We start from the raw sequence: 26,200 nt of genomic DNA, 5'->3' as shown, positions 1-26,200 counted from the left end.
GTACCGTGCCCATGTGTACCGTTTTCTGCTGACCCGGCAGTGGCTGATCACCATGCTGATCGCGTTGCTGCTGATCCCCGCCACGATCGAGCTGGGCTTCTGGCAGCTCCACCGCCACGAGGCGCGGGTGGCCCGCAACGAGCTGATCGGCAGGGCCCTCACCGCCGCCCCGGTGCCGTTCGACACCCTGTCGACCGCGCCCGGCACCGCGGTGCCCAAGGACCTCACCTGGCGCGCGGTGACGGCCACCGGTCGGTACGACACGGCGCACGAGTTCGTGGTCCGCAAGCGGACCGACAGCAACGGCACCATCGGCTACTTCGTGGTCACCCCGTTGAAGCTCTCCGACGGCCGGGGCGACGTCCTGGTCAACCGCGGCTGGGTCGCCTCCGGCGACGACGCCACCGCCTACCCGCCGGTCCCGGCCGCCCCGGGCGGCGAGGTCACCCTGACCGGCCGGCTGCGCGCCGACGAGACCAGCGCCGGCAGCGGCATCAGGGACCGGGCCGGACTGCCCGACCGCCAGTTCAACCTGATCAGCACCGCCCAGCAGGCCGAGGACACCGGCGCCACGCTGCTCGGCGGTTACCTGGAGCTCACCGCCACCGCACCGGCCCCGGCCGACCAGCCCCAGCTGATCCCCGAGCCCAACCACTCCGACATCGGCCCGCACATGGCGTACGCGATCCAGTGGTGGCTCTTCACCGCGATGATCCCGGTCGGGGTCTGGGTCCTGGCCCGCCGCGAGGCCAGGGACCGCGCCAAGCAGGCCGCCGAGGCCGCGGCCCCGGTCGAGCCCGTCCCGGCGGCCTAGCCGGGCGCCGCCGCTCCTGATCGCCGCCGGCCGGGCCGGTTCACAGGACGTCGGCCAGCTCGCGCAGCAGCCGCGCCTTCGCCCGGGCACCGACCACCGAGCGCACCGGCTCACCGGCGCGGAACACCATCAGCGTCGGCATCGACAGCACCCCGTACGCCGCCTGGGTGCGCGGATTGTGGTCCACGTCCAGACTGACCACCCGCAGCCGGTGCGCCTCCTCGCGGGCGATGTCCGCCAGCACCGGCGCCATCATCCGGCAGGGCGGGCACCAGTCCGCCGTGAAGTCCACCAGCACCGGCCCCTCGGCCTGCAGCACCTGCTCGGCGAACGTGTCGTCCGTCACCGCCGGCACTCCGGGAATCCGCACCATCGTCTACTCCTCCACCCACTCGGTCGACAGTCCACACTGCGGCGGCCGCTGCCCGGAGGCCTCGGCCGCGAGCCCGTCCCGGGCCCTGACGGCCCGCTCGAACTGCCCGGCGACCCGCTCCCGGGCCTCCTGCAGCCGGGCGATGCACTCGTCCAGCTCGGCCAGCTTGCGCCGGTACACCTCCAGCGAGGCCGGACAGGAGTCCCCCTCGGGGTGGCCCGCCTGCAGGCACTCCACGAAGGGCCGGGTCTCCTCGAGGCCGAACCCGGCGTCCTGCAGGGTCCGGATCTGCCGCAGCAGCCGCAGGTCCCGCTCGTCGTACGCCCGGTACCCGTTGCCCGCCCGCCGGGCCGGCAGCAGACCGAGCTGCTCGTAGTAGCGCAACGCCCGGGTGGTCGTCCCCGCGCGCTCCGCCAGCTCCCCGATCCGCATGCCCGCCCCCGCTCTCCCGACCGCCTCCGCGCGCCGCCACGTCCGACGGTAGACCTTGACGCCGACGTCAACGCCAGCGCCTCGGGCGCCCTCCCCGCCTCCGCGGCGGCACCACCGACCCACCCCGCCTGCTGTCCCGGTCACCCGCCACCCGGCAGGATGGGCCCATGGATCTTGGACTGAAGGACAGGGCGTACGTGGTCACCGGCGCAACCCGGGGCCTCGGCCTCGCCAGTGCCCGGGAGCTGGCCGCCGACGGCGCGCGGGTGCTGGTGAGCGGCCGGAGCAAGGAGTCGGTGGACGCGGCCGTCGCCGAGCTGGACTCCCTCGGCGGCGGGCGCGCCCACGGCCTGGTCGCCGACAACGCCGACCCGGCCACCGCCAGGCGCCTGGTCGCGGAGGCGACCGCCCACTTCGGCCGGCTCGACGGCGTGCTGATCAGCGTCGGCGGCCCGCAGGCCGGCCAGGTGGTCGGCGCGCCCGAGGAGGCCTGGCGGGACGCGTTCGAGTCGGTCTTCCTCGGTGCCCTGCGGATCGCCCGCGCGGCCGCCGAGGCGCTCGGCGAGGGCGGCGTGATCGGCTTCGTGCTCTCCGGCTCGGTGCGCCAGCCGATCCCCGGCCTGGGCATCTCCAACGGCCTGCGCCCCGGGCTGGCGATGGCCGCCAAGTCCCTCGCGGACGAGCTGGGCCCGCGCGGCATCCGGGTGGTGGGGCTGCTCCCGGCCCGGATCGACACGGACCGCGTCCGCGAGCTGGACTCCCTGGGCGGCGATCCGGACGGCGCCCGCGCCCAGGCCTCCGCCGCGATCCCGCTCGGCCGCTACGGCACCCCGGAGGAGTTCGGCAAGGTCGCGGCCTTCCTGCTCTCCCCCGCCGCCTCCTACCTGACGGGCGTGATGGTGCCCGTGGACGGCGGCGCCCTGCGCACCCTCTGAGGAGCGCTCGGGGCGCGGGGCGGCCGCCCGGTCGGACGGGCCCCCGCGCCTCCGGCTCACTCCACCCGAGGGTGCCCGCGGCGCCGTCCGCGGCGCCGCGCGGGCTCGGTCGGGGCGGCCTGGAGGACCCTGATCCGCAGGTCGGCCGGCAGCTCCGGCAGACCGAGACTGCTGCAGGCGTCCGCCCTGGGGCCGGTCTCGAAGTGTTCGACCAGCGCCGCCGGGTCGCCGCCCGGGGTGAGCCGGACGGCGCCGCGCAGCCGGTGGCGGCCGGACGCCCGCACCAGGTGCACCCCGGCCCGCTCCACCTCGGGGAGAGTGGCCGTCCCGGTCTCGAGCGCCTCCTCCAGCGCCCGGGTGCGGATCCGCAACCGCAGACCGGTGGCACCGGGCGTCGGCACGGAGATGTCGCCCGGGCCGCTGCGCCGCAGCTGGGCCACCAGCCACCAGGCGGTGCCGACGACGATCACGGTCAGCCCGCCGATGACGACGGGCCACCACCAGACGGCGCCCGACCAGCGGCCGCGCGCGGCGGCACTGAGCACCGGCCGGCCGGGCGCGGCGAGGGGCCACCGGCCCGGCGGGTGGACACCGAGCCGCCCGTACAGGTCGAGCCCTCCGGCGAGGACCAGGAGCCCGACGGCCAGCAGCACCGCGCCGACCACCCCGAGCAGCACCCGGTTGACGGTCGTCCGTCTCATCCCGCGGCCCCCGTTCCCGTTCCCGTCCCCGGAGTCTCCGTCTCGGGCATCTCCGTCCCCGTCTCGGACGTCCCCGTCCCCGGAGTCTCCGTCTCGGACGTCCCCGTCTCCGGCTCGGGCGCGACGTCCCGTGCCGCTCCGCCTGCCGACCGGACGTCGAGCTGCGGCGGCCGGGCCAGGGTCACCCGGGCCAGCTCGTCGCGCAGTTGTCGCTCCACCAGCGCCGGATCGGCGCTCCCGGTGAGGGTGACCCGGATCCGCCGGCGGCTGAGACGGATCTTCAGGTGGTCGACGCCGGGGAGCCCGGCGGCCCGGTCGGCGAGCAGGTGTCCGATGCCGGCCCGGTCGATGGTGGCACCGGTCCCGCCGTGCGGGCGCAACGGGAGCCAGCGGCCGAGCCCGGGGGCGAGGGCGAGCCAGAGCAGGGTGCCGCCGAGCAGCACGGCGACGCCAGCGCCCACCAGGACCCACGGGTCGTCCAGGTGCCGGGTGGCCAGTTCGTCGGCGATCCGGGCGCGCCACCGCCGGGCGGGGAGCCCGGCGCGGACGGCGATCACGTCGTAGAGCAGTGCCCCGGCGACCACCAGCACGACGGTGGCGACGATCACCGCCGCGGTGGTCCGGGGTGCCCGCGGCCGCCGCACCCTGGGCGCCGCCTCGTCCTCCGGGCCCCCCGGGCCGTCCGGCGGCGCCTCCGGAGGCCCCTCCGCCACCGGGCCCTGCGCCTGCACCGGCCCGTCCGCGGACCCGCCGGCCGGCCGGCCCCCGGGCCCGTCCGCGGTCACGACGCTCCCCCGGCGACCAGCCGTTCGACGACGACGACCACCTCGGAGACCCTGGTCCCGGTGAACCCGGCGACCTGGGCGGCGACGCGCTCGCGCACGGCCCGGGCGAGCGCGGCGAGGTCGGCGGGGAAGGGCAGCTCGACGGCGACCCGCACGGTCACGGTGCTGCCGGGCGTGGCGACCGTGACGCTCGGCGGCGCGCCCTCGGCGCTGCGGCCGGTCCAGACGTCGGCGAGCGCCTCCCGGGCGGCGCGGGCGGCGATCCGGGCGTACACCCGGTCGGCGATCCGCAGGCGCCCCCGGACGGCGGGTTCACGGCGGCGGGCAGCGGGGGCCGGGGCCGCCATCAGCGGCGCCGGTCGCGGCCGCGGAGCAGGTCGCCGAGGTCACCGAGTTCGATGTCGCCCTCCAGGAGGCGCCCGGCCACGAAGCCGACCAGCCCGAGGGCGGCCACCAGCAGGAACGCCGCGAACCCGCCGAAGTACCCGGCGAAGCCGAGGGCCATGCCCACCACCAGGCCGACGATGGCCAGGTTCATCCGCTCACTCCTCGTCTCCCGCTGCCGCCCGCCGTCGGGCGCCGCCTGAACCCGCTATCTGAGCTTGGGCCGCTGCCCCGCCGGAACGGTCTCCTCTTCCTCCTCCTCGACGTCCGGCTCGTCGGGGAGGTGGACGTCGTTGACCGCGATGTTGACCTCGACGACCTCGAGGCCGGTCATCCGCTCGACCGCGTCGATGATGTTCTCCCGCACCTGACGGGCGAGTTCGGGGATGACCACGCCGTACTCGACGACCAGCGCGATGTCGATGGCGGTCTGCTTCTCGCCGACCTCGGCCTTGATGCCCCGCCCGATGCTGGACTTGCCGCCGGGCACCCGGTCGCGCATCGCGCCGAAGGTGCGGGCGAGGCCGGAGCCGAGGGCGTGGATCCCGGAGACCTCGCGGGCGGCCATGCCGGCGATCTTCTCGACCACGCCGACGGCCAGGGCCGTGCGGCCCCGTTCGCCGACCGCCCTCCGGCTCTCGGCCGCTGCGGGGGCGGCGGGGGCGGCGGCTCCGGCGTTCTTGTGCATGGTGGCGGGTGTCGGAGTGTCAGGCATGGGGCGGGTCTCCCGTCGTCACGGCTCCAGCTATATCGCAGATCCCCCCAACTCTGGCATTTCGCCACGTTTCGCGCCCGCCGGGAACGGCGGAGGCCCGGCTCCCGGGTGGCGCCCCGGGGCCGGGCCTCGTTCGAACGGCCGAAGGTCAGTCGCCGATCCCGGCGAGGTCGCGCAGTCGGCGGGCCTGCGCCGCCCGCTCGGCGGCGCGCTGCTCCTCGAAACTCCGCCCGGAGGCGCCCTGGAGCAGGGCCTTGGTCTCGGTGACGGCGTTGCGCGGTGCGGCCAGCAGCGCGGCGGCGAGGTCGCGGGCGGCGGCGTCCAGCTCGGCGCCGGGCACGGCCAGGTTGGCCAGCCCGATCGCGGCGGCCTCCTCGGCGCCGACCCAGCGGCCGGTGGCACAGATCTCCAGCGCCCGGGCGTAGCCGACGAGCTCGGTGAGCGGCTTGGTGCCGGCCAGGTCGGGGACGAGCCCGAGCGAGGTCTCCTTCATCGCGAACTGGGCGTCGTCGGCGACGACCCGCAGGTCACAGCCGAGGGCGAGCTGGAACCCGGCGCCGACGGCGTGGCCCTGGACGGCCGCGATGGAGATCAGGTCGGGGCGGCGCCACCAGGTGAAGGCCTCCTGGTAGAAGGCGATGGTGTCGTCGAGCTCCTGGTCCGGCGCGGCGGCGAGCCGGAGGAAGTTGGGCTCGCCGGGGATGCCCTCGGGGGTGAACATGGCGCGGTCGAGGCCGGCCGAGAAGGAGACGCCCTCCGCTCGCAGCAGGACGACCCGGACGGTGCCGGGCAGGTCACGGCCGGCGGCGGCGAGGGCGCGCCACATGGCGGGCGACTGGGCGTTGCGCCGCTTGGGCTGACACAGGGTGACGACGGCGAGCTCGCCGTCGATCTCCAGGCGGACGCCGTCCTGCTCCCAGCTCGGGGCCTGCGGGTCGGTGACGGGGGCGGTCATGCGGGGACCTCCGGTGGCGAGGGGCTTGGCTACCGGAGAGTAACAAACCTGGGGGCGCGGCGGCAGGCCACCGACAGGGAAAGATCGGGGCACGAAAAATGCCCGGGGGCGGTCGACACCCCGGGCATGACGATCGGCGGCCGGTCCACTCGACCCGAGGGCGGACGCCCAGCTGACGGTCAGCTGTCGTCTCCTCGGCCGGCGCCCTGCCGCCGCGTCATCCAGCCATGTGCTGACGGACCGTCAGGAACCGGCCCCTGCAGTCGCCTTGTTCTTGCCCCGCGTGGCACCGCCGCGGCCCCGGAGGATCACTCCGGACTCGCTCAGCATCCGGTGCACGAAGCCGTACGAACGACCGGTCTCCTCCGCGAGAGCGCGAATGCTCGCCCCGGAGTCGTACTTCTTCTTGAGATCGGCCGCGAGCTTCTCACGCGCGGCACCGGTCACCCGGCTGCCCTTTTTCAGAGTCTCGGCCACCCGTGCCTCCTCGTAGCGTTGCTCGGTCAGATTCCCATGATCACCCATCCACCGCGTCCTGGCCACCCATTCGACAAGGTCGATGTCGGGAATGTGCCGTCCTACGGTGGTGATCCGAGCGCACCAGGGCGCTCACGCAGAGTGCACGCCCCCGGGCGGATTGCGCCGACCGCCGTGAAAGGGCTGATCAGCAGTGTCGGCCCGACCACGATCGAGTGGCGGGCCGACAAGAAGTCCTTAAACGGAATCCAGGCCTACTTCATTCCCGGACACGCCGTAAGGACTAGTTTTTCTGGTCCGAAAAGAGGATCCCGTGTCTACTGCCGGTCAGGCGAGCGAGACCAGATCGGCGTAGGCCGGGCTCCAGAGGTCCTCGACCCCGTCCGGCAGCAGGATGATCCGCTCCGGCTGGAGCGCGTCCACCGCGCCCTCGTCGTGGGTGACCAGCACGACCGCGCCGGAGAACTCGCGCAGCGCGCCCAGGATCTCCTCCCGGCTGGCCGGGTCGAGGTTGTTGGTGGGCTCGTCGAGCAGCAGCACGTTGGCGCTGGAGACCACCAGCGAGGCCAGCGCCAGACGGGTCTTCTCACCGCCGGAGAGCACCCCGGCCGGCTTGTCCACGTCGTCGCCGGAGAACAGGAAGGAGCCGAGGATCTTGCGGATCTGGACCAGGTCGGTGTCCGGGGCCGAGGAGCGCATGTTCTCCAGCACCGTGCGGTCCGGGTCCAGCGTCTCGTGCTCCTGGGCGTAGTAGCCGATCTTCAGGCCGTGGCCCGGGATCACCTCGCCGGTGTCCGGCTGCTCCACCCCGGCCAGCATCCGCAGCAGGGTGGTCTTGCCGGCGCCGTTGAGGCCCAGGACGACGACCCGCGAGCCGCGGTCGATCGCCAGGTCCACGCCGGCGAAGATCTCCAGCGAGCCGTAGGACTTGGACAGGTCCGCGGCGGTCAGCGGGGTCTTGCCGCAGGGCGCAGGGTCCGGGAAGCGCAGCTTGGCGACCTTGTCGCTCTGGCGCACCTGCTCCAGGCCGGAGAGCAGCTTCTCGGCGCGGCGGGCCATGTTCTGCGCGGCCACCGTCTTGGTCGCCTTGGCGCGCATCTTGTCGGCCTGCGCGTTGAGGGTCGCGGCCTTCTTCTCGGCGTTGGCCCGCTCGCGCTTGCGGCGCTTCTCGTCGTCCTCGCGCTGCTGCTGGTACTGCTTCCAGCCCATGTTGTAGACGTCGATCGCGGAGCGGTTGGCGTCCAGGTAGAAGACCTTGTTGACGACCGTCTCGACGAGGTCGACGTCGTGCGAGATGACGATGAAGCCGCCCTTGTAGGTCTTCAGGAAGTCCCGCAGCCAGGCGATCGAGTCGGCGTCCAGGTGGTTGGTGGGCTCGTCGAGCAGCAGCACGTCCGAGTCCGAGAAGAGGATCCGGGCCAGCTCGACGCGGCGGCGCTGACCACCGGAGAGGGTGTGCAGCTGCTGGTTCAGGATGCGGTCCGGCAGGCCGAGCGCGGCGGCGATGGTGGCGGCCTCGGCCTCGGCGGCGTACCCGCCCTTGGTGAGGAACTCGGTCTCCAGCCGGGCGTACTTCTTCATCGCGGTGTCGCGGGTGGCGCCCTTGCCGTTGGCCATCCGGTCCTCGTTCTCGCGCATCTTCTTCAGCACGGTGTCGAGGCCGCGGGCGGAGAGGATGCGGTCCTTGGCGAGGACGTCCAGGTCACCGGTGCGCGGGTCCTGCGGGAGGTAGCCGACCTGGCCGGAGCGGATCACCGTGCCGGCGGCGGGCAGGCCCTCGCCGGCCAGCACCTTGGTGAGGGTGGTCTTGCCGGCGCCGTTGCGCCCGACCAGACCGATCCGGTCGCCGGCGGCGACCTTGAAGCTCGCGGACTCGATCAGGATCCGGGCACCGGCGCGCAGCTCGAGGGCGTTGGCGGAAATCATGGCGGTGGACTACTCCTGGGACGTGGGCGGGCGGCGGGCGGGGCCCGGGGCCGAGCAGCGGGAAAGGGGCTTCGTCGGTGTTCGGCACGGCGCGGAGCGCGGCGCCGCAACGCCTGCTAGTGCCCGGAGAAGTCAGCCATGGCGGCAAGTCTACCGGGCCGCGCGGGAACGCCCCGGGGCACCGCCTCCACCGCCGGCGCCGGTGCTACTGCTGCGGCTGCTGGGACGGCTGCGGCGCCTGCGACGACTGGTCCTGCACCGGCGGCTGGGCGGCCGGCTGGTCCGGCACCGGGACGTCCGTCGACGGGCTCGCCGCCGGGTCCGCGCAGCCGCCCTGCGGGCGCACCGCCGCGAACGGGACGGACGGGCTGCCGCAGGCCGCCTCGGGGGCGGCCGCCTTGGTGTCGAAGACCCGGGGCGGCACGATCGGCCCGTCGGTGATCAGCACCCGGCTGCCGTCCAGCGCCTTGATGGCGGCGGCCGGGCCGGTGTTCAGCTGCCAGCCGGTGCTGTCCAGCCGGTAGCCGCTGATTCCGCCGGAGACGGCCTGCCCGGAGCTGTTGGTGCAGCTGCGCGGCACCAACACCGCGTACTCGGTGCCGACGGTGCGCAGCGGGTCGTAGACGCAGTTGCCGGGCGGCTTGGAGTTGTAGCGCAGGTCGCCGTCGGCCTCGCGCAGGCCCATGGTCAGGTTCGGGGTGACCACCGCCACCCAGGCGGAGCCGCCCTGCTGGACGGTGTGCATCGCCGCGGCGGCGCGGTCCTGGGCGAGCTGTCTGCGCTGCTCGTCGGTCCGCTTGTCCGCGCCCGGCTCGCCGTCGCCGCGCAGCCAGTCCGCCAGGCCGGGCACCGCCCGGTGCCAGCGGACCTCGTGGTCGCCCGGGCGCACCGAGGTGATCAGCCCGTCGTCCCACACCACGACGGCATTGTCGCCCGCCATCGACAGGTACAACGCGGTGGCGCCCTCGCGGCGGTAGGACCAGGCCTGCTCGCCGGTCGCGCGGTGGAAGGCCTCCAGCCCGGGGCCCACCTTCAGCTCGAGGTCGGCCGAGCTCAGCGACTGCGAGTTCACCGGCGTGGCCTCCGCGTCCCCGGGGCCCGCCACCCGGTCGCCGAACGGCACCGGCTTGTTCGCGTGGGCCGCCGCTCCGGCCGCAAGGACCAGCATCACCGCCAGGGCAGGCAGGATCGAGCGGGGGGTCAGTACACGCAGCGGCTTCCAGGACACGGCCGGAGCGTACCCGGCACCGGGCACGCGAGTCAGCCTGGAATCGCCCGCCGTCCGCACTGCGGACCGCGCGCAGGGGCGTGCGCGCCCTCCCCGCGCACCCGCCCGCCGACCTGCGCCGTCGGGGGCGCGGCCGGGTCGCCGACCGCTCCGGAGTCAGGCCCGGAGGGTCGGATCGACCGTTACAGAGCTGATACACGCGGTGCACCCGGGTGGCCGCTGCGGCAGACGGCGTTCGAATGGCGCCCACTTTAGGGTGACATTCGGCTTTTCCGACGCCCGCCGGGCCTACTGTCGGCGAGCGGGGCGCCACGGTCCGTCCACCGCGCCCCCGCCCCGCGACGCCCGGAGGAGAGACCATGCGAATCGGCCGCCTGACGCTGGCCGCCGCCGCGCTGCTGCTGCTGGCCACCGCCAGTGTCCCGACCGGGACCCCGCTCAGCCAGACCGAGCGGCACTCCCTCTCCTCGGACGCCTTCGAGCCGCGCGGCGCCGCGCCCCGCCCGGCCGTGCAACGGCCCCGGCACGAGCCCCCGTTCGGTGCCTTCGTCGGCTCCTGGGACAGCTACATCCCGCAGATCGGGCGGTACGCGCAGTGGCTGGGCGACGCCAACCTCCAGGTCGGCCACACCTATCTGGCGGGCAACAGCTGGGCCGACGTCGAGGGCGAGCCGGTGGTGCTCGGCATGTGGTCGCAGTGGCGGCTGGCCGACCCGTCCAGGACGCTCGTCCTCGGCGTCCCGATGCTGGTGCCCAACGAGGCGAACGTGCCGGACGGCGAGGTCGCGAAGCTGCTCGCCCAAGGGGCGCGGGGGGACTTCGACCGGCACTTCCTGCGGCTCGCCCGCAGGCTGGTCGCCCTCGGCGGCGCGGACACCGTGCTCACCCTCGGCTGGGAGATGAACGGTGTCACCTACACCCACCGCTGCAAGCCCGACCCGAGCGCCTGGAAGGCCTACTGGCGGCGGATCGTCGGCGTGATGCGCTCGGTGCCCGGGCAGCGGTTCCGCTTCGACTTCACCCCGAACCGGGGCCTGGACGCCATCCCGTGGACCAAGTGCTACCCCGGCGACGACGTGGTCGACATCATCGGCATGGACAGCTACGACCAGCCCGCCGGGGGCACCTTCGACGAGTACGTGCGCGAGCCGTACGGGCTGCAGGACCAGGTGGAGTTCGCCGCCAGGCGCGGGAAGCCGGTCTCGTACCCGGAGTGGGGGCTGTTCCGCAACGGCGACAACCCGGAGTTCGTGCAGCGGATGGTCGAGTGGATGCGCACCCACGACACGGCCTACCAGACCATCACCGACTACTGCCCGCACGGCTTCTTCCAGTGCGACCGCAACCCGCGCTCGGCCGACCGGTTCAAGCGGCTGATGTCCGGCTCGAAGGGGGCGCCGGCGGTGGTGCCGACGGCGTCCGCGGCCCCCACCCCGCCGAACCGGCCCGCCCAGCCGGGGACGCCGACCGCGGCCACGAGCCCTGCGGCGAGCCCGGCCGCGGCCACCGGCCCGGGCCCCTCGCCGAGCCCGTCCACCGCGGCCACCGGCCCGGCGGCCGACCCGTCGCCCCGTCCGTCGGCCGCCGGGACGCCCGCGCGGCGGTGAGCCCCGGGGGCGGGCCCGGTCAGCCTCGGCGCCGGGCCAGCAGGGTCTCCTTGAGCCGGGGGAAGCGGGTGCTCAGCACCTCCGCCGCCGTCTGCCGGGCGCGCACCGCGCCGGCCCGGGCGGCGGCGGCCGGGGCCGGCCCGGGCGGGCCGAACAGCAGCCGCTGGTTGGGCAGTCGGTCCGGCCGCCAGCGCTGCTTGTAGGGCTCCTGGCCGCGCAGCAGGCCGAGCACCGGAATGCCCGCGCCGACCGTCTCGTCCAGCGCCGCGCCGAACAGCAGCCCGGCGATGTCCAGCCGCTCGCGCAGCAGCGGGTGCGCGCCGTACAGGTAGAGGCCGCCGAAGGACGGGCAGAGCAGCAGCAGGTTCACCGCGACCAGCTCGCCGTCCAGCCGGAACTGGTGGACGGCCGCCCGGCCGGTGGCGACCAGCCCGGTGGTGGACTCGGTCAGGTGCCGGGCGAACCGCTCGGTGCGGTGCTCCGGCGTGACGCCCCGTTCCTGCCACTGCTGGAAGTGCAGCCGCAGCAGGTGGCGCAGTGCCTCCGGCACCTCGGCGGGCGGCGTCGAGGAGACCTCCACCCCGGCCTCGGCGATCTTGCGCAGCTTGACCCGGCTGCGCTGCGCCGTCTTCCCGGGCACCCGCTTGAGCAGCCGCTCCATCGGGACGGCCGGCAGGTACTGGCAGAGCGAGTCCTGGTAGCGGCGGCGCCCGCCGCGCCAGTGCTCGTACACCCGCTGCACCGCGGCCTCGGGGTGCACCTCGCGCAGCTCCAGGCAGTGCCACGGGCGGGTGAGCGGGAGGGCGGCGGCGAACTCGGCGGCGGCCCGGTCGGCGCAGTCGTCGTCGAGCAGCACGTCGGTGTAGTCGGCCAGCCCGGCGCCCAGGCCGGTCAGGCCGCCGAGCGGGCCGCCGCGGCGCATGAAGGCGCCGGCGCCGACCAGCCGGCCGTCCCGGCGGACCAGCACCACCCGCAGGCCGCCGGGGCTGCCGTAGTGGCGCCACCAGGAGCGCTGCCAGTCGACGGCCTGGAAGAAGGTGGCCGTCCGGCAGCGGGCGGCCAGGTCGTCCCACTCCTCGGCGAGGGAGTCCAGGGCGTCGTCCTCGCGGCGCAGCTCGGTGGTCCACACCGGCGCCGGTGCCCGGTGCGGCAGGCCGGCCCGCCGGGTCTCGGTGCTCATCGCGGGCTCCCGGCGGCGCTCTTCGCCTTGGCCGGGGGCTCCGCGACCGTCGCGGCGGCCTTCGCGGGGGCCTCCGCGGGGGTTTTCTCCGCAGACTTCCCTCCGGACTTCTGCGCGGCCTTCTGCCCCGTCTCCTCCGACGCTGCGGCGCCGGCGGCCGCCGGCTCCTCGGTCCGCGGCCGGGGGGTGGTCGAGCGGTCGGCCGGGGCGGCCGGCGTCGCCGGGGCCTCCGGGGCCGGCGGGGCCGGCGGCTCGGCGTCCGCCCCGCCGCGGCGGCGGGTCATCATCACCAGCGCGCCGATCAGCAGGCCGGCCGCTCCGCCGACCGCGACGTCCAGGCGCCCGGACGGGGTGGTCGGCTTGTCCGGCTCGGCGGCCGGCGCCAGCGTGACCAGCCGGACGTTGGTGTCCCGGCTGCTCGTGTTGGCGAAGGAGACCAGCGAGCGGGCCACCGCGTCGGCGGTCCGGGAGGCCTCCTGCGGCCGGGTCCCGGTCCCGGTGATCTCGATCATCGGGGCGTCCGGGGAGGTCGTCCCGTGCACCAGGGACTCCAGCTCGGAGCGGGTGTGGCCGGTCTCGGCGGCCGCCACGGCGAGCACCTGCGGCTGGCCCGCCAGCCGTCCGTACGCCTGGGCGAAGTTGGTCGCGGTGGCGGCCTCCCCCGGGCTCTCCGGCACCACGAGGACGTAGGCGCTGGCCGCGTAGGAGGGGTGCGAGACGACGGCGTACCCGGCTCCGGCCGCGGCGCCCAGCGGCACCGCGAGCGCCACCGGCCACCAGCGGCGGACCAGGTGGCGGGCGCTTCGGCGCGGTGTGGTCATGGGTGTGACTCCTTGGGAATGTGACGGCGGTTCCGGCGGCGGGCGGTCAGGCGCGGGCCAGCCGGTCGTACAGGGCGCTCAGGTCGGCGGCGACCCGGGCGATGTCGTAGTGGCCGACCGCCGGGGGGTGCGGCAGCGGGTCCGCGGTGTGGTCGTTCAGGTGCCGCAGGTCGCGCAGCGCCGCGGCGTAGGCGGCGGCCTCGGACGGGATCCGGCGGGCCTGCGGGGCGGCGCTCGGCGGCAGTTCGTCGAGGGCCGGGCAGGCGCTGTGCCGCACCGGCAGTCCGGCCGCGAGGCCCTCCAGCACGCCGAGCCCGAAGGTCTCCGCGGTGGAGGGGGCGGCCAGGACGTCCAGGGCGGCGAGCAGGTCGGGGACGTCCTCGCGCTCACCGGTGAGCACCAGCCGTTCCCGGACGCCGAGGTCGACGGCCCGGCGCTCCAGCGCGGCGCGTTCCGGGCCTGCCCCGACCAGTACCAGTCGGCTGGCCGGGTCCAGTTCGGCGAGCGCGTCCACCAGCACCTCGAAGCGCTTGCCCGGGACCAGCCGGCCCACCCCGCCGATCACCCAGCTCTGCTCCGGCAGGCCGAGTTCGGCCCGCAGCCGGCGGCGGACGGCGGCCCGGTCGGCGGCCGGGCGGCGGAACCGCGCGGTGTCGATGCCGTTGGGGATCAGCTCGACCCGGCCGGGCGGCACGCCCCAGGAGTGCAGCGTCTGGGCGACCTGGCGGGAGACCGCGACGGTGGTGCTGCCGAGCCGCTCCGCTGCCAGGTAGAGGCCCTTCACGCCCCGGGTGACGGTGCGGCCCTCGATCACCCCGGCGTGCAGCGAGTGCTCGGTGGAGACCACCGCGCGGACCCCGGCGAGCCGGGCCGCCAGCCGACCGTACAGCTGCGCCCGGTACAGGTGGGTGTGCACCAGGTCGTAGCGGCCGGAGCGGACCAGCCGGACGAGCCGGGGCAGCGCGCTCAGGTCCCGGTTGCCACGCATGCCGAGGTGGTGGACGGTCACGCCGTCGGCGCGCAGCGCGGTGGCGACCGTCCCGGGGTTGGTCAGGGCGACCACCTCGCACTGCTGGTGCGCCGGCAGGTGCCGGATCAGCAGCTGGATCTGGCGCTCGGCGCCACCGGAGGCGAGCCCGGTGACGATGTGCAGGACCCTCACCCGGCCGCCCTCCGGGCGGTGGTCCGGCGCAGCTCGGTGACGGTGCCGCGCAGCCGGTGCCGGACCTCCTTGGCCCGCAGCCGCCAGGCGCCGTCGCGGTCCCCGACGTAGCTGCGGGGCAGTGCGAGACGGCCGGTGAGCGGCGAGTGCGCGATCGCGCAGGCGTGGTCGTAGCCGGCCTCGTGGACGGCCCGGGCGGCGGGCGGGTCGACGGCGCCGTACGGGTAGCAGAAGCCGGTGACCGGGCCGCCGACGACCTCCTCCAGGAGGCGCCGGCTCTCCCGGGCCTGCACCGAGTGGTACATCGGGATCCACGGCCAGGCGGGGCGCGGCCCGGGCGGTTCGCCAGCCGGGCGGCGGCTGCGCGGCGGCCCCGGCTCCGACCGCGCCGGGCCGGCGGAGCGGAGGTCGCCGCAGGGTCCGGCCACGGCCGGTGCGGCCCGGCGGTGCACGCCCGCCCGGGCCGAACGGACGGTTCCCCGTTCATTGTCCATGGGGGGGCTTCCCTTCATCGGCGACGGTTGCCGGGTTCAGGACCCGGGCGGCGGCGAGGACCGGGCCGCGCACCTCGTGCGCACCGAGGCCGGTGCCGAGAGCGGCGAAGGCCAGCGCCACGGTCAGGCCCCCGAGGAGTGTCGAGAGCAGCGGATCGGCGACCAGCCCGGAGGCGGCCGCGCCGAGGGCGGCGGCCCCCGCGGCGGCGGCGGCCAGCCGGCCGTGGCCGCCGAGCACCCTGCGCAGCCGCAGCGGGATGCCGCGCAGCACCAGGCCGCGCAGCAGCAGCGCGGCGGCGACGGTGATGCCCGCCGCGTTGCCGGCCGCGAGCCCGGGGGCGCCGAAGCGGGGGGTGGCGAGCAGGCCGACCGCGACGGTGACGCCGAGTCCGAGCAGCATCGCGGCGACCGGGTACCAGTCCAGCAGCCGGCGGCCGCCGTCCTCGGTCCCCGGGTCGTCGGCCCGCCGGACCACCGGGCGCAGCGAGAAGTACGGGCGGACCATCACGCCGATGAGCGCCTGGGCGGGCAGGCCGAAGCTGTAGACGCGGATCACCGCGGCGGTGGCGGCGGTGTCCTGCGGGCCGAAGGCGCCGCGCTGGAAGAGCAGCGCGACCACCGCGGGTGCGCAGGACATCAGGAAGGCGGTGCCCAGCAGGACGACCGCCGCGGCCTGGCCGAGGTCCTTCTCGACCCGGTCGCGGGCGGCGGTGAGGTCCCCCGCGGCCAGCGCCCGGGCGACCAGCGGGAAGGTGACGGTGCAGATCAGGATGCCGGCGGTCATGGCCAGTTGGGAGACCTTGGCGGCGTAGTTGAGGTGCGAGATGGTGCCGGGCGGCAGGGTCGAGCCGAGGTAGCGCTCGACGAAGACCTGCGCCTGGCGGGTCAGGGTGAACGCGGCCACCGGCAGCAGGGCGAGCGGCATCAGCACCAGGGCCTGGCGGGAGCCCCGGGCCCCGGCCGCCGACGTGCCCCGGCGCAGCCGGCGCAGGAAGGGCCCGATCAGCAGACCGGCCATCAGCAGGCTGCCGAGCGCCACGCCGAGGGCGGCCGAGCGCACCCCGAGGAAGGCGTGGCAGCCGAGCAGCACGGCGAGGATGCCGAGGTTGTAGGCGACGTAGATGCCGGCCGGTGCGGTGAAGCGGTGGTGGGCGCGCAGCGCGGCGCCGAGGTAGCCGGCCACCCCGAAGGGCAGCACGGTGATCGCGGTGATCCGGGTGCAGGCGACGGCCAGGCCGGGGTCGGCCAGGCCCGGGGCGAGCAGGTCGACCAGCTGCGGGGCGCCGAGCGCGACGGCCACGGCGAGCCCGCTGAGGGCGAGCAGCAGCCGGGGCAGGGTGGCGCGGACGAGCTGGCGGACCGGGTCGGGGGCGTCCGGGTGCTCCTCGCGCAGCACCAGGGCGAGGGCGAAGGCGGGCACCATGAGGAAGGACATGGCGTCCTCGATCAGCAGCGGCGCGGCGGTCTCCGGGACGGTCCAGGCGACGAGGAAGGCGTCGGTGCCCTGGTCGGCTCCGAAGTAGCGGGCGAGCAGGAGGTCGCGGAGCAGGCCGAGGCCGGAGCCGGCGGCGCTGAGGACGGCGGTGACGCCGAAGGCCTTGGCCAGGAAGCCGCGCCGGGGGCCGGCGGCGGGCCCGGGCATCCGGTCGTCGGCGGGGGCGCTGCGGGGGGCGGGGAGTGCGGCGAGGGTCGGCACGGGCTGGTCCGTGGTCACGCCGTCTCCTGCACGCAGGCGCGGGCCGCGAGGCCGAGGACGACGGAGGTCAGCACCGTGGTGGTGCCGCCGATGTCGGCGTACAGGAAGTCGACCAGGACCCAGGTGAGCAGGGCCAGCGCGGCCAGGGCCGGGCCGCGCGAGTGGCGCAGGCAGCCGAGGAGCAGGCCGAGGAAGAGCGCGGTGTAAGCGACGATCCCGATCAGGCCCTGCTCGCTGAGCACCAGGAAGTACATGTTGTGCGGGGAGAGCAGCGGTTCGCGCTGGAACCCGATGGTGGCGTCGGCGGCGTCGCTGCCGGAGGAGAGCCGCAGCGGGGCGTGGCTGTCGCGCAGCTGCTGGAAGGCCTTCGGGCCGGCGCCGTGGACGGGGTGGTCCTGCCAGATCCGCCCGGCGGTGGCCCACAGGTCGTAGCGGTCGGAGACGGACTGGTCGGGGGCGGCGGAGACCGAGCCGATCGAGCTGAGCCGCTCGGTGACGCCGGAGGCGCCCAGGCCGAGGCCGCCGACCAGGACGATCCCGGCGGCCGTGCCGAGGACGGCTCCGCGCACGGCGAGCCGGGCGTCTGCGCGCAGCAGCAGCACGGTGGCGGCGGCGCCGGTGGCGATCCAGCTGCCGCGGCTGAACGAGACGGCCAGCGGGAAGGTCAGGAAGGCGGCGGCGGCGAACATCGCGCGGCGCAGCCGGGCGTTGCCGCGCTCCCCCCGTTCGGCCAGGCCGAGCGCCAGGGCCGCGAGCAGCCCGTAGCTGACGACCGTGGACATCGCCATGATGTCCAGCGCGCCGAAGGTGCCGACGGCCCGGATCGGCTGGCCGGTGTAGGAGGCGCCGGTGCGGGTGAGGTACTGGTGGGCGCCGACCACGCCCTGGATCAGCGCGGCGAGCACGAAGGAGCCGAGGACCAGCCGCTGGTCGGCGCGGTCGCGCAGCGAGCAGAGCACCCCGGCGGGCACCAGGACGAAGATCTGGGTGAGCCGGACGAAGCCGGTGAGGCTCGTCGCCGGGTCGATCGAGCCCACGGTGGCGACGGCGGCCGCGACGACGATCCCGCCGAACAGCACGCAGCTCGCGCGGCTGAGCGCGGGCAGCCGGCCGCGCAGCAGGTTGACCGCGGTGAGGGCGACCAGCGCCAGCGAGGCGATGTCGGCGGCGGTGACGTGGACGGCGGCGGTGACGTCCTTCTCGCCGGTGGGCACGCAGACCAGCAGCACGGTGGCCGCGGCGAGCAGGCTGGGGCGGTCCGCGGCGGCGGCGAGGGACCTGCGTAAGGCCGCCGCCGCGCGCCCGTCCGCCCGCGGGGTGCCCGGGGAGTTCGGAGCGGGGTCGGCGGGGAGGGTCAGGGCCACGCGGGTCAGCTCCCGTCCGGGTGGAGCATCAGGACCGCGGTGCGGCACAGGATCTTGACGTCCTGCCAGAAGCTCCAGCTCTCGATGTAGCGGTTGTCGAACCGGGCCCGGTCCTCGATGGAGGTGTCCCCGCGCAGGCCGTTGACCTGGGCGAGGCCGGTGAGGCCGACCGGGACGCGGTGGCGGTCGGCGTACTCGGGGTAGGCCTGGCTGAACCGCATGACGAAGTAGGGGCGCTCGGGCCGCGGGCCGACCAGGCTCATGTCGCCGCGCAGGACGTTCCACAGCTGCGGCAGCTCGTCCAGCGAGCTGCGGCGCAGCAGGCGGCCGACGGCGCCCATCCGGTGGTCCTGGGAGATGTTCCAGCGGGTCGCCGACTCGTGCTCGTTGCTGGGGCGCAGGGTGCGGAACTTGAGGACGGTGAAGATCCGGCCGTCCAGCCCGGTGCGCTGCTGGCGGAAGAGCACGCCGGGGCCGGTGTCGAAGCGGACGGCGAGGGCGCAGAGCGCCAGGACGGGGGCGAGCAGCAGCAGGCCGAGCCCGGCGGCGGTGACGTCCAGGGCGCGCTTGGCGGCCCACCCGGGCCGGCGCATCGCCGGGCGGTCGACCCGCAGGCAGGGGAAGCCCCAGAGGTGGTCGGCGCCGGGGAGCCGGGAGGTGGGCAGCGCGCCGAACTCGCGCAGCGCCGGCACCAGCCAGACCTGGCAGCCGAGCCGGGCGGCGTCGCGCAGGGCGGCGGCGGTCTCGCCCTCGTCGGCGGCGCCCGCGGTGGCGACGACGTGGTGGACCCGGTGCCGGCGGACCTCGCGCTCCAGCACCTCGCGGCCGCCGAGGACGGGCAGGTCGGTGTCGGTGGCGAGCAGCGGCGGGTCGGCGTCGAGGAAGCCGACCGGGCGCATCCCGTACTCGCCCCGCTCGCTGAGGGCGGCGGCGACCCGGCGGCCGAGCCGGCCGGCGCCGAGCACCAGGACGGGGCTGGGGCGACTGCGGCGGATCCGCCGGACCAGGTGGTAGAGCACGCCGCGGCCGAGGGCGGCGATCAGCAGCTGGGCGCCGAGCAGGACGGTGAGACGGGCCGGGGTGGCGGGGCCGCAGTCGGGCCAGCGGCCGTCCAGGCAGCCGGCCAGGGTGACGGCGAAGGCGGTGGCGACGACGGCGCGCACGGCCAGTGCGGGCAGTTCGTCCAGGACGGAGAGGGTGAGCCGGGTCCGGTAGAGGCCGCCGGCGAGGTTGAGGGCGAGCAGCAGCGGGAGGACGGCGGCGACGCCGAGCAGCGGTGCGAGCGGGACGGCGGGGTCGATGGCCCGGTTGGCGAGGCCGGTGGCGGTGCAGAGCGCGATCGCGTCGACCTGGACCAGTGCGAGCGGCAGGGCGAGCCGGGAGCGGACGGCCCTGCGGTGCCGGCGGGGCGTCGGCACCGTACCGGTCCGGGCCGATCCGGCCGGGCGGTCGAGCAGCCCGGTGCCGGGCCGCCACGGGCCGGAGAGGGACTGGTCGGACCGCGGCACGCTGTCGTGGTCAATGGTCATCAGCGCACGAACTCCCCTGCTGTGTGCCCGGGGCGGCGGTGCCCCGGCACCGGATGGCGCGGAGCGGTCGTCCCGGGCCGGTGGGCGCGGTCCTGACAGCACCTGCTGCCGCCGGCGGCCTTCGGCTCTCGCGCGCGGGGCCCGGCGGGCCCGGTCGCGACGTGCTCACTCGCGAATTCCCGGCGTGAAGTCGAAATGAAGCAGGCGAAATCCGACAATACCGAACCGGGACTTGCAGGCCGGAAGGTGACTTGCCGTTTCATTCCAGCCGCCCATTAATAGGTATTTCGGATTGACGCCTCACCCTTATCCGGTTGAGGGTGCGAATACGCCGGCCCCGGAACGGCGGGCATTCACGGCATGTGAAACGATCAGATCGGCTCTGGGACACGGGTGCGGCGGCGCCCCGCGGCCGGGCCGGCACCCAGTAGATGGCGGTAGAGGACGTCCACCTGTTCGACCACCGTGCGGACGTCGTGACGGGCCACCACGTGGTCACGCAGTCGGGCACCGCGCCGCTCGCACTCGATCGGATCGGACAACGCTTCGGCCATTCGGGTGGCGAGCGCGGTCACGTCCTCCGGCGGCACCACCGCCTGCGCCCGCTCGGCCTGCGGCAGGCACTCCCGGGCCCCCGGCACCTCCGTCAGCAGCACCGGACGGGCGGCGGCCATCGCCTCCAACGGGGCCAGCGCCATGCCCTCCCAGCGCGAGGGCAGCACCACCAGGTCCGCCGCCGCCAGCCACGGCCGCGGGTCCGGCACGTCCCCGACCAGCCGGACCCGGGACGGCTCCGCCGACTCCCGGACCAGCTCCGCCACCCGCTGCTCCTCCGGGCCCCCGCCGACCAGCGCCAACCGGGCCTGCGGCACCGCGTGCAGCACCTGCGGCCACGCCGCCAGCAGCACGTCCTGGCCCTTCTGCCGGCACAGCCGGCCCACGCAGACCGCGAGCGGGGCGTCCAGGTCCAGGCCGAGCGCGATCCGCGCGGCCCGGCGGTCGGCGGGCGCGTAGTGGCGGACGTCGACGCCGTTGGGCACCACCGCCCAGTCCGCGCTCACGCCCGCGGCGACGCCGTCGGCGCGCTCCTGGACACTGACACAGAGCAGCCGGTGCGCCCAACGGCTGGCGAATCGCTCCCAGTTGAGGGTCGCGGTGGCCATCGGACCGTCGACGGCGGCGAAGGACCAGGCGTGCGGCTGGAAGACCGTGGGCACCGTGCCGCGCACCGCCAGCCGTCCGGCCAGACCGGCTTTGGCGCTGTGCAGGTGGACCACGTCGGGCGCCGCGGACCGGACGATCCGGCGCAGCCGCCAGACCTCCGCGGCGGAGCCCGGCCCCGGTGAGCGCTCCGCCGGCCAGTCCCGGACGAGCGCGCCCACCGCGGCGGCCTCCTCGGCCAGCCGGCCGCCCCGCGGGCAGGCCACCAGGACCCGGTGGCCCGCCTCCCGTTGTCCCCGGACCAGATCGACGACGACGCGGGCGACGCCGCCGTCGACCGGCTGCGAAATGTGAAGGATCGTCATATGCACGGCGGCGAGCCTAGGGTGGCTCCAGCGCGCCGGGCGGCCCTCGTCACCCGGAGGTGGCGGGCCGTCCACCCGTACGGCTTTCCGCTCGTACGGGCGGACGAACCACTCGAAACCCCGGGCGAATTGCCCGGGGGGTGGCTCCGGGGGGGGATCCGTCAGCGGACCTCGGCGGCCAGGTTGGCCAGCACCTGGTCGTGGATCCGGTTCAGGCCCTTCGGGGCGAAGGTCCGCTCGAAGAAGCCGCCGATGCCGGTCGCACCCTGCCAGGTGGCGGAGACGGTGACCTTCGACCGGCCCTCGCCGACCGCCGAGACGGTCCAGGTGATCACCATGGTGGAGTTGGCGTCCTTCTCCACCAGCTGGTCGGGCGCCGGCGCCGAGACGGTGAACAGGCAGTCCCGCACACGCTTCTCGGTGGCCTGGAGCTTCCAGTGCACCTGGGTGCCGGCACCGGTGCCGCCGACCCGCACCTCGTACTCGCTGTACTGCGCGGGCAGCAGCTTCGGGCGGGTCACCTGGTAGTCGGCCAGCGCCTCGTACACCCGCTCGGGGGCGGCGTCGTAGTCCCGCGCCGTGGTGGCCTGCACCTGTCCCATGGACGTGCTCTCCTCTGTCTGGTGGGTCTCCGGTCTCAGCGGCAAGCCAATCACAGCGCCGCGGGCGCGGCCCTCCGGGGCTCGCACCGGCCCGGCCGCCCGCCGGCCGGGCGGGATAGGGTGGCCGGTGTGCTCGATCTGGTGACAGCAGTGCGCTACGTGGACCCGCTGAGGGCCGGCGGCTCCGTCCCCGGCGTCGTGGAGACCGACGACCTGGGGACCTACGTGGTCAAGTTCACCGGCGCCGCCCAGGGCCGCAAGGCGCTGGTCGCCGAGGTGATCGTCGGCGAACTGGCCCGGCGCCTCGGCCTGCGCGTCCCCGAGCTGCGGCTGGTGGACTTCGACCCGGCCGTCGCCGCGGACGAACCGGACACCGAGATCCAGGACATGCTGCGGGCCAGCGGCGGCCTCAACCTCGGGATGGACCTGCTGCCCGGCGCCCGGGACTACCGGCCCGGGATGATCCCGGTGGGCTCCGCCGAGGCCGGACGGGTGGTCTGGCTGGACGCGCTCACCGGCAACGTGGACCGCACCGTGCACAACCCCAACCTGGTCGTCTGGCACGGGCGGCTCTGGCTGATCGACAACGGCGCCGCGCTGATCTTCCACCACCGCTGGGCCACCGCCGGGGCGGCCGTCGGCAAGCGCTACGACCTCAGTGCGCACGCCCTCGGCGGCTGCTCCCCGGACGTCCGGCTGGCCGACGAGGAGCTCGGCCCGCTGGTCACCGCAGCGCTGCTGGAGGAGGTGCTGGCCCTCGTCCCGGACGAGTGGCTGGCCGACGAGCCGGGCTTCGACTCGGTGGCCGCCGTCCGGGACGCCTACGTCACCCACCTGGCCGCCCGGGCGACGCTCTCCGGGCAGTGGCTGCCGGAGGGTTTCGCCACCCCCGAGCAGCTGCGCGAGGCCGAGCGGCGGCGGGAGGCCCGGACCCGCGCCGGCCGGCCCGCCTGGCTGCAGGAGGTCCCCGACCTGCACGGCAAACCGTCGGTGGCGACGGTCTGGGACCCGCACGTCGACCAGGAGCCGTAGCCCGTCCCCGCGGCCGTCTCCGTCCCCGGACGGGCCTCCTCGAGCCCGCGGGTGCTCAGCCGAGGGCTGGGGCGACCCAGCCGACGTACTCGACCGCGGTGCCGGCCAGCAGTCCGCCCATCAGGACGGCGAACACCACCGAGCGGCTGAACCTGCTCACCGCCGGGGCGAACAGCGCGATCGCGACCGCCGCCGCGGCCAGCCCGGCCACCGGTCCCGCGGCCAGCATCAGCACCAGTCCGACGGCCGCGTTCGCGGTGCCGCCGGCCGCCAGGCCCATCACCCCGGCCACCAGCCCGGTCATCGCGAACGCCACCAGCATCGGCCCGGCGGCGGCCAGTTCGACGAAACCCAGGACGAGCCACGGCCAGCGCCGGCCGCGGCCCGCGGGGGCGGACGGGCGGACCGGCGGGGCCTGCCAGCCGGGGAAGGTCTGCGCCATGCTGCTCAACTCCTGGGAGGACTCCGTGGGGTACGGGTCCATCCTGGCGAGCCGGTCACCCGGCGGCCTGAGTACGACTACTCAGAAACGACCGGGGAGCGGGACCAAGTGGTCCCGCTCCCCGGCTCAGTGTTCAGGTGGTGCCGCGGTCAGCGCGTCAGCGCCACCACTGGACCGCCTTCTCGGCGTTGATGATGCCCGCGCCGTAGAAGCCGTTGTCGTCCGCGCCGCCCTCACAGGTGGCCTTCCACTGGCCGGTGCCGCCCGGGTTGAACTCGCCGCTCGGGCACGGGTGCGACTCGGCCTGGCTGGTCAGCATCTCGGTCAGCTCCTCGGGGCTGGCCCACGGGAAGGTGCTGGCGAGCAGGGCGAGCACACCGGTGGTGTGCGGGGAGGCCATCGAGGTGCCCTGCATGTAGCCGTACTTGCCGCCCGGGATGGTCGACAGGATGCGGCCGTCCTTGTCCGGGGTGTCCGGCAGCTGGAAGCGGCGGTCGCCACCCGGCGCGGCGACGGTGACGACGCCCTTGCCGTAGCTGGAGTAGTACGACTTGTCGCCCTTGACACCCACCGAGGAGACGGCGATGACGCCCGGGAGCTCGGTCGGCAGCGACAGGCAGTCGTTGGTGACCGGGCGGGTGCCGGGGGTGGTGTCGTCCGGGCTGGAGACGTCAGTGGTCTTGTGCGCCAGGTCGATGTTCTCGTTGCCCGCCGCGGCGACGTTGAGGACGCCCTTGCGCTGCGAGAACGCGACGGCCTTGCGGACGGCGGCGGTGATGGCCGCCTGGTCCTTGTCGTTCGGGCAGTTGAACATCCACGGGTCGACGTAGTAGCTGTTGTTGGTCACCTTGAACTGGTGCTCACCGGCCCACACGAAGCCGCAGATCGCGTACTCGGGGTAGATGAACCCGCCGTCGTCGACGACCTTGACCGCGGCCAGCTTGACGTTCGGCGCGATGCCGACGATGCCCTTGCCGTTCTTGGCGGCGGCGATGGTGCCGGCGACGTGGGTGCCGTGGTCACCGTCGGGGCCCGGCTGCCAGGCCTTCCAGTCGGTGTTCGGCTTGCCGCCGTCGATGCAGGAGACCGACTGCGAGGCGTCCACGTTGGCGGCGAGGTCCTCGTGGGTGGCGTCGATGCCGGAGTCGAGCACGCCGACGGTGACGTTGCGGCTGCCGAGCGAGATCTTGTGCGCCTTGTCGACACCGATCTGGCGCATGTCCCACTGGTTGGCCTCGAGCGGCTCCTGGCCGGGGGCCGGGGCGGCGGCGGGCGCGGGGGCGACCTCGGCCTTCTGGGTGTCGGCGGCGGTGATGCCCTTGGTGCGGCTGGCGCCGACCGAGTCGACGCCCTTGGCCAGGCGCAGCTTCTCGGCGAACTTGGTGTCCGTCGAGCGCGCGATGACGACGCCGATCTGGTCGTACGAGTAGACCACCGTGCCGCCGAGGCTCTTGACGGCCTGCTCGACCTTCTGCACCTGGCCGTGGTTGGCCTTGGTGTTGACGACGTAGCTGAGCAGCGGACCGGTCGTCGAGTCGGCCACGGGGGCCGCGACGGCGGTGCCGGCCGGCAGCGCGAGGGCGCCGGCGGTGGCGAGCACCAGGCCCACCGCCGCGTACCGGGTCCGGCTGATCCGAGAAACTCTCATTGGGGTTGGCCCTCCCGAGTCGTCATGCAGCAGCTGCGGTGTGGCAGGTGCGATGTAATGATCGGGACGCTAATGAATATCCGATTAGATGCGCAAGAGGCAGACATCTAATCGTCACATCTCAACCAACAGCGGAACGTCAGGTTCCAGGCATCAACAGGAAAAACAGTCAGTCATATTGTTAAAAAGTGTTGGTGTGCCGACGAGCTGACGCCCTTGACCGCCGACCGTCATCGACGGGGACGCCGCCCTACAGCGCGTAGAGCCGGCGCGCCGTGTCGGCCGAGATCTGCCGCTCCAGCCGTTGCGCGTCCGCCGCCGAACAGGCGCCGTCCGCCCGCCAGCCGGCCAGCACCGACCCCAGCCCGTGCCGGAACTGGGCGGCACCCACCAGGAACAGCTCGGGCAGCCCGTACGCGTCGGTGGAGAACAGCAGTTTTCCGAACGGCGCCAGTTCCAGCATCTCCCCCAGCACCGCGGCCACCCGCGGCCCCGTGTAGGAGGCCGTCAGCCCGAGATCGGTGTAGACCGTCGGGAACGCCTGGGCCAGCCAGGCGGCCTGCCGGTGGTAGGGGTAGCAGTGCAGCAGCACCAGGGGGACGCCGCTCGGCTCGGCCGCGCGCACGAAGTCCGTCAGCAGCGACGGATCGGCCCGGTGCAGGGTGAGGTCCGGGTCGCCGAAACCGGTGTGCAGCTGGAGCGGCAGGCCGAGCTCGGCGCAGACGTCCACGGCCGTCCAGAGCAGGTGGTGCAGCAGCACCGGATCGGTCAGCCGGCCGGGCCCGCCCCGCAGCCGGGCACCGGCCGCGGCCACCACGGCCGCCCGCGCGGGGCGCTCGGCCGGGGCGGCCAGCCCGGCGCGGTAGGCCAGCACCGACTTGACCGCGACCGCGCCGGCGGCGGCCGCCGCGAGGGCCTCGCCGACGGCCTGCGGCCAGGCTCCGGCCGGCCCGGTGACCGCCGCGGCCACCGACTCCAGCCTGACCACCTCGCGCACCACCGCCCCGGTGGCCGCGGCGAGTTCACCGAGCGACAGCAGGGGCAGCCCGGCCGCGGTGGTCAGCCCGGTGTCCACCAGGCAGGCGCCCAGCCCGGCCGCCGCCAGCAGCCGGGCGGCGGCCTCCGCGGCGCCCACCTCGCGCCGGCGCGCCAGGTACTCGGCCACCGGGGCGTGCGCGGGCAGCCCGAGGACGGGCGGGCACCAGCGCCGCACGGCCAGGCCGAGCGCGCTGTCGAACGGGGAGCAGCCGGGTGCGGGCGGGCGGTCGGACTCGGTGAGCAGCCCGGCCAGGGCGTCGTCGGAGAGCTCGGCCGCCACCACGCTGTGGCAGTGGTGGTCGACCAGCGCCGGCACCGGCGACGGGGGCACCGC

Annotated in this window: 27 protein-coding genes; 4 read left to right on the top strand and 23 right to left on the bottom strand. The window is 75.1% G+C overall.

Annotated features, from left to right (window positions below):
• Window positions 1-13 precede the first annotated feature (13 nt).
• Window positions 14-814, top strand: coding sequence for an SURF1 family protein (locus ACIA8Q_RS26080; protein ID WP_360211833.1), 801 nt, complete (start codon window positions 14-16; stop codon window positions 812-814).
• Between the two features lie 40 nt (window positions 815-854).
• On the opposite strand, the gene trxA is transcribed toward ACIA8Q_RS26080, so the two are convergent.
• Both trxA and ACIA8Q_RS26070 read right to left on the bottom strand, forming a co-directional pair.
• A complete protein-coding gene (gene trxA / locus ACIA8Q_RS26075; protein ID WP_360211831.1) occupies window positions 855-1,187 on the bottom strand; it encodes a thioredoxin in 333 nt (110 codons plus the stop codon).
• Between the two features lie 3 nt (window positions 1,188-1,190).
• Window positions 1,191-1,619 (bottom strand): MerR family transcriptional regulator, encoded by a 429-nt coding sequence (locus ACIA8Q_RS26070; protein WP_360211829.1) that lies wholly within the window; start codon window positions 1,617-1,619, stop codon window positions 1,191-1,193.
• A gap of 167 nt (window positions 1,620-1,786) precedes the next feature.
• Here ACIA8Q_RS26070 and ACIA8Q_RS26065 point away from each other — a divergent pair, with 167 nt between their 5' ends.
• A complete protein-coding gene (locus tag ACIA8Q_RS26065) occupies window positions 1,787-2,554 on the top strand; it encodes an SDR family oxidoreductase (protein ID WP_396317753.1) in 768 nt (255 codons plus the stop codon).
• 56 nt (window positions 2,555-2,610) lie between these two features.
• Here ACIA8Q_RS26065 and ACIA8Q_RS26060 read toward each other — a convergent pair whose 3' ends face one another.
• From ACIA8Q_RS26060 to ACIA8Q_RS26020, 9 genes are all read right to left on the bottom strand, one after another.
• Window positions 2,611-3,255, bottom strand: coding sequence for an alkaline shock response membrane anchor protein AmaP (locus ACIA8Q_RS26060; RefSeq protein ID WP_360211824.1), 645 nt, complete (start codon window positions 3,253-3,255; stop codon window positions 2,611-2,613).
• The gene (locus tag ACIA8Q_RS26055; protein WP_360211821.1) at window positions 3,252-3,863 is read right to left on the bottom strand and encodes a DUF6286 domain-containing protein; all 612 of its coding nucleotides are present in this window, start codon (window positions 3,861-3,863) and stop codon (window positions 3,252-3,254) included. The genes ACIA8Q_RS26060 and ACIA8Q_RS26055 overlap by 4 nt, the downstream gene beginning before the upstream one ends.
• 173 nt (window positions 3,864-4,036) lie before the next feature.
• Entirely contained in the window at window positions 4,037-4,387 is a 351-nt protein-coding gene (locus ACIA8Q_RS26050) for an Asp23/Gls24 family envelope stress response protein (RefSeq protein WP_360211818.1), read from the bottom strand.
• A complete protein-coding gene (locus tag ACIA8Q_RS26045; protein ID WP_063349611.1) occupies window positions 4,387-4,578 on the bottom strand; it encodes a hypothetical protein in 192 nt (63 codons plus the stop codon). The genes ACIA8Q_RS26050 and ACIA8Q_RS26045 overlap by 1 nt, the downstream gene beginning before the upstream one ends.
• A gap of 54 nt (window positions 4,579-4,632) precedes the next feature.
• Window positions 4,633-5,139 (bottom strand): Asp23/Gls24 family envelope stress response protein, encoded by a 507-nt coding sequence (locus ACIA8Q_RS26040; RefSeq protein ID WP_360211815.1) that lies wholly within the window; start codon window positions 5,137-5,139, stop codon window positions 4,633-4,635.
• Between the two features lie 148 nt (window positions 5,140-5,287).
• Complete coding sequence (locus tag ACIA8Q_RS26035; protein WP_360211812.1) at window positions 5,288-6,094, bottom strand: enoyl-CoA hydratase/isomerase family protein; 807 nt, start codon at window positions 6,092-6,094, stop codon at window positions 5,288-5,290.
• A gap of 243 nt (window positions 6,095-6,337) precedes the next feature.
• The gene (locus ACIA8Q_RS26030; RefSeq protein ID WP_030059940.1) at window positions 6,338-6,571 is read right to left on the bottom strand and encodes a helix-turn-helix domain-containing protein; all 234 of its coding nucleotides are present in this window, start codon (window positions 6,569-6,571) and stop codon (window positions 6,338-6,340) included.
• Between the two features lie 327 nt (window positions 6,572-6,898).
• Window positions 6,899-8,497, bottom strand: a complete 1,599-nt coding sequence (gene abc-f, locus ACIA8Q_RS26025; RefSeq protein WP_360211809.1) for a ribosomal protection-like ABC-F family protein — start codon at window positions 8,495-8,497, stop codon at window positions 6,899-6,901.
• Between the two features lie 205 nt (window positions 8,498-8,702).
• Window positions 8,703-9,725, bottom strand: coding sequence for a hypothetical protein (locus ACIA8Q_RS26020; RefSeq protein ID WP_360211806.1), 1,023 nt, complete (start codon window positions 9,723-9,725; stop codon window positions 8,703-8,705).
• Between the two features lie 359 nt (window positions 9,726-10,084).
• Between ACIA8Q_RS26020 and ACIA8Q_RS26015 the strand changes: the two genes are divergently transcribed.
• Complete coding sequence (locus ACIA8Q_RS26015) at window positions 10,085-11,332, top strand: glycosyl hydrolase (RefSeq protein WP_387901650.1); 1,248 nt, start codon at window positions 10,085-10,087, stop codon at window positions 11,330-11,332.
• A gap of 19 nt (window positions 11,333-11,351) precedes the next feature.
• Here ACIA8Q_RS26015 and ACIA8Q_RS26010 read toward each other — a convergent pair whose 3' ends face one another.
• From ACIA8Q_RS26010 to ACIA8Q_RS25970, 9 genes are all read right to left on the bottom strand, one after another.
• A complete protein-coding gene (locus ACIA8Q_RS26010) occupies window positions 11,352-12,512 on the bottom strand; it encodes a GNAT family N-acetyltransferase (protein WP_360211800.1) in 1,161 nt (386 codons plus the stop codon).
• Window positions 12,509-13,333: a Wzz/FepE/Etk N-terminal domain-containing protein gene (locus ACIA8Q_RS26005; RefSeq protein WP_360211797.1), complete on the bottom strand. Its 825-nt coding sequence runs from the start codon at window positions 13,331-13,333 to the stop codon at window positions 12,509-12,511. Before ACIA8Q_RS26005 ends, ACIA8Q_RS26010 begins: the two co-directional genes overlap by 4 nt.
• A gap of 46 nt (window positions 13,334-13,379) precedes the next feature.
• Entirely contained in the window at window positions 13,380-14,495 is a 1,116-nt protein-coding gene (locus ACIA8Q_RS26000) for a glycosyltransferase (RefSeq protein ID WP_360211794.1), read from the bottom strand.
• Window positions 14,492-14,800, bottom strand: coding sequence for a polysaccharide deacetylase family protein (locus tag ACIA8Q_RS25995; protein WP_396317752.1), 309 nt, complete (start codon window positions 14,798-14,800; stop codon window positions 14,492-14,494). The genes ACIA8Q_RS26000 and ACIA8Q_RS25995 overlap by 4 nt, the downstream gene beginning before the upstream one ends.
• 178 nt (window positions 14,801-14,978) lie before the next feature.
• Window positions 14,979-16,703 (bottom strand): lipid II flippase MurJ, encoded by a 1,725-nt coding sequence (locus ACIA8Q_RS25990; RefSeq protein WP_396317751.1) that lies wholly within the window; start codon window positions 16,701-16,703, stop codon window positions 14,979-14,981.
• A complete protein-coding gene (locus tag ACIA8Q_RS25985) occupies window positions 16,700-18,049 on the bottom strand; it encodes an O-antigen ligase family protein (RefSeq protein WP_360211786.1) in 1,350 nt (449 codons plus the stop codon). Before ACIA8Q_RS25985 ends, ACIA8Q_RS25990 begins: the two co-directional genes overlap by 4 nt.
• A 5-nt stretch (window positions 18,050-18,054) precedes the next feature.
• On the bottom strand, window positions 18,055-19,578 hold the full coding sequence (locus tag ACIA8Q_RS25980; RefSeq protein ID WP_360211783.1) for an exopolysaccharide biosynthesis polyprenyl glycosylphosphotransferase: 1,524 nt from the start codon (window positions 19,576-19,578) through the stop codon (window positions 18,055-18,057).
• 371 nt (window positions 19,579-19,949) lie between these two features.
• Window positions 19,950-21,104, bottom strand: a complete 1,155-nt coding sequence (locus ACIA8Q_RS25975; protein WP_396317750.1) for a glycosyltransferase — start codon at window positions 21,102-21,104, stop codon at window positions 19,950-19,952.
• Between the two features lie 161 nt (window positions 21,105-21,265).
• Window positions 21,266-21,706 (bottom strand): SRPBCC family protein, encoded by a 441-nt coding sequence (locus tag ACIA8Q_RS25970; RefSeq protein ID WP_360211777.1) that lies wholly within the window; start codon window positions 21,704-21,706, stop codon window positions 21,266-21,268.
• A 129-nt stretch (window positions 21,707-21,835) separates the two neighbouring features.
• Here ACIA8Q_RS25970 and ACIA8Q_RS25965 point away from each other — a divergent pair, with 129 nt between their 5' ends.
• Window positions 21,836-22,738, top strand: coding sequence for a HipA family kinase (locus tag ACIA8Q_RS25965; protein WP_396317749.1), 903 nt, complete (start codon window positions 21,836-21,838; stop codon window positions 22,736-22,738).
• A gap of 55 nt (window positions 22,739-22,793) precedes the next feature.
• Here ACIA8Q_RS25965 and ACIA8Q_RS25960 read toward each other — a convergent pair whose 3' ends face one another.
• The 3 genes from ACIA8Q_RS25960 to ACIA8Q_RS25950 form a co-directional block, all read right to left on the bottom strand.
• Window positions 22,794-23,222 carry a hypothetical protein gene (locus tag ACIA8Q_RS25960; RefSeq protein ID WP_360211771.1) on the bottom strand — a complete coding sequence of 143 codons (429 nt, stop codon included), beginning with the start codon at window positions 23,220-23,222 and terminating at the stop codon, window positions 22,794-22,796.
• 115 nt (window positions 23,223-23,337) lie between these two features.
• On the bottom strand, window positions 23,338-24,828 hold the full coding sequence (locus ACIA8Q_RS25955) for a S8 family serine peptidase (RefSeq protein WP_360211769.1): 1,491 nt from the start codon (window positions 24,826-24,828) through the stop codon (window positions 23,338-23,340).
• 250 nt (window positions 24,829-25,078) lie between these two features.
• Window positions 25,079-26,197 carry an amidohydrolase family protein gene (locus ACIA8Q_RS25950; RefSeq protein WP_360211766.1) on the bottom strand — a complete coding sequence of 373 codons (1,119 nt, stop codon included), beginning with the start codon at window positions 26,195-26,197 and terminating at the stop codon, window positions 25,079-25,081.
• Window positions 26,198-26,200 lie beyond the last annotated feature (3 nt).

This window comes from Kitasatospora sp. NPDC051705 (assembly GCF_044453265.1).
In the GTDB taxonomy this organism is placed as follows: Bacteria; Actinomycetota; Actinomycetes; order Streptomycetales; family Streptomycetaceae; genus Kitasatospora.
Note: the sequence above shows the minus strand (reverse complement) of the source record. Positions and strands in the feature narration are given on the sequence as shown.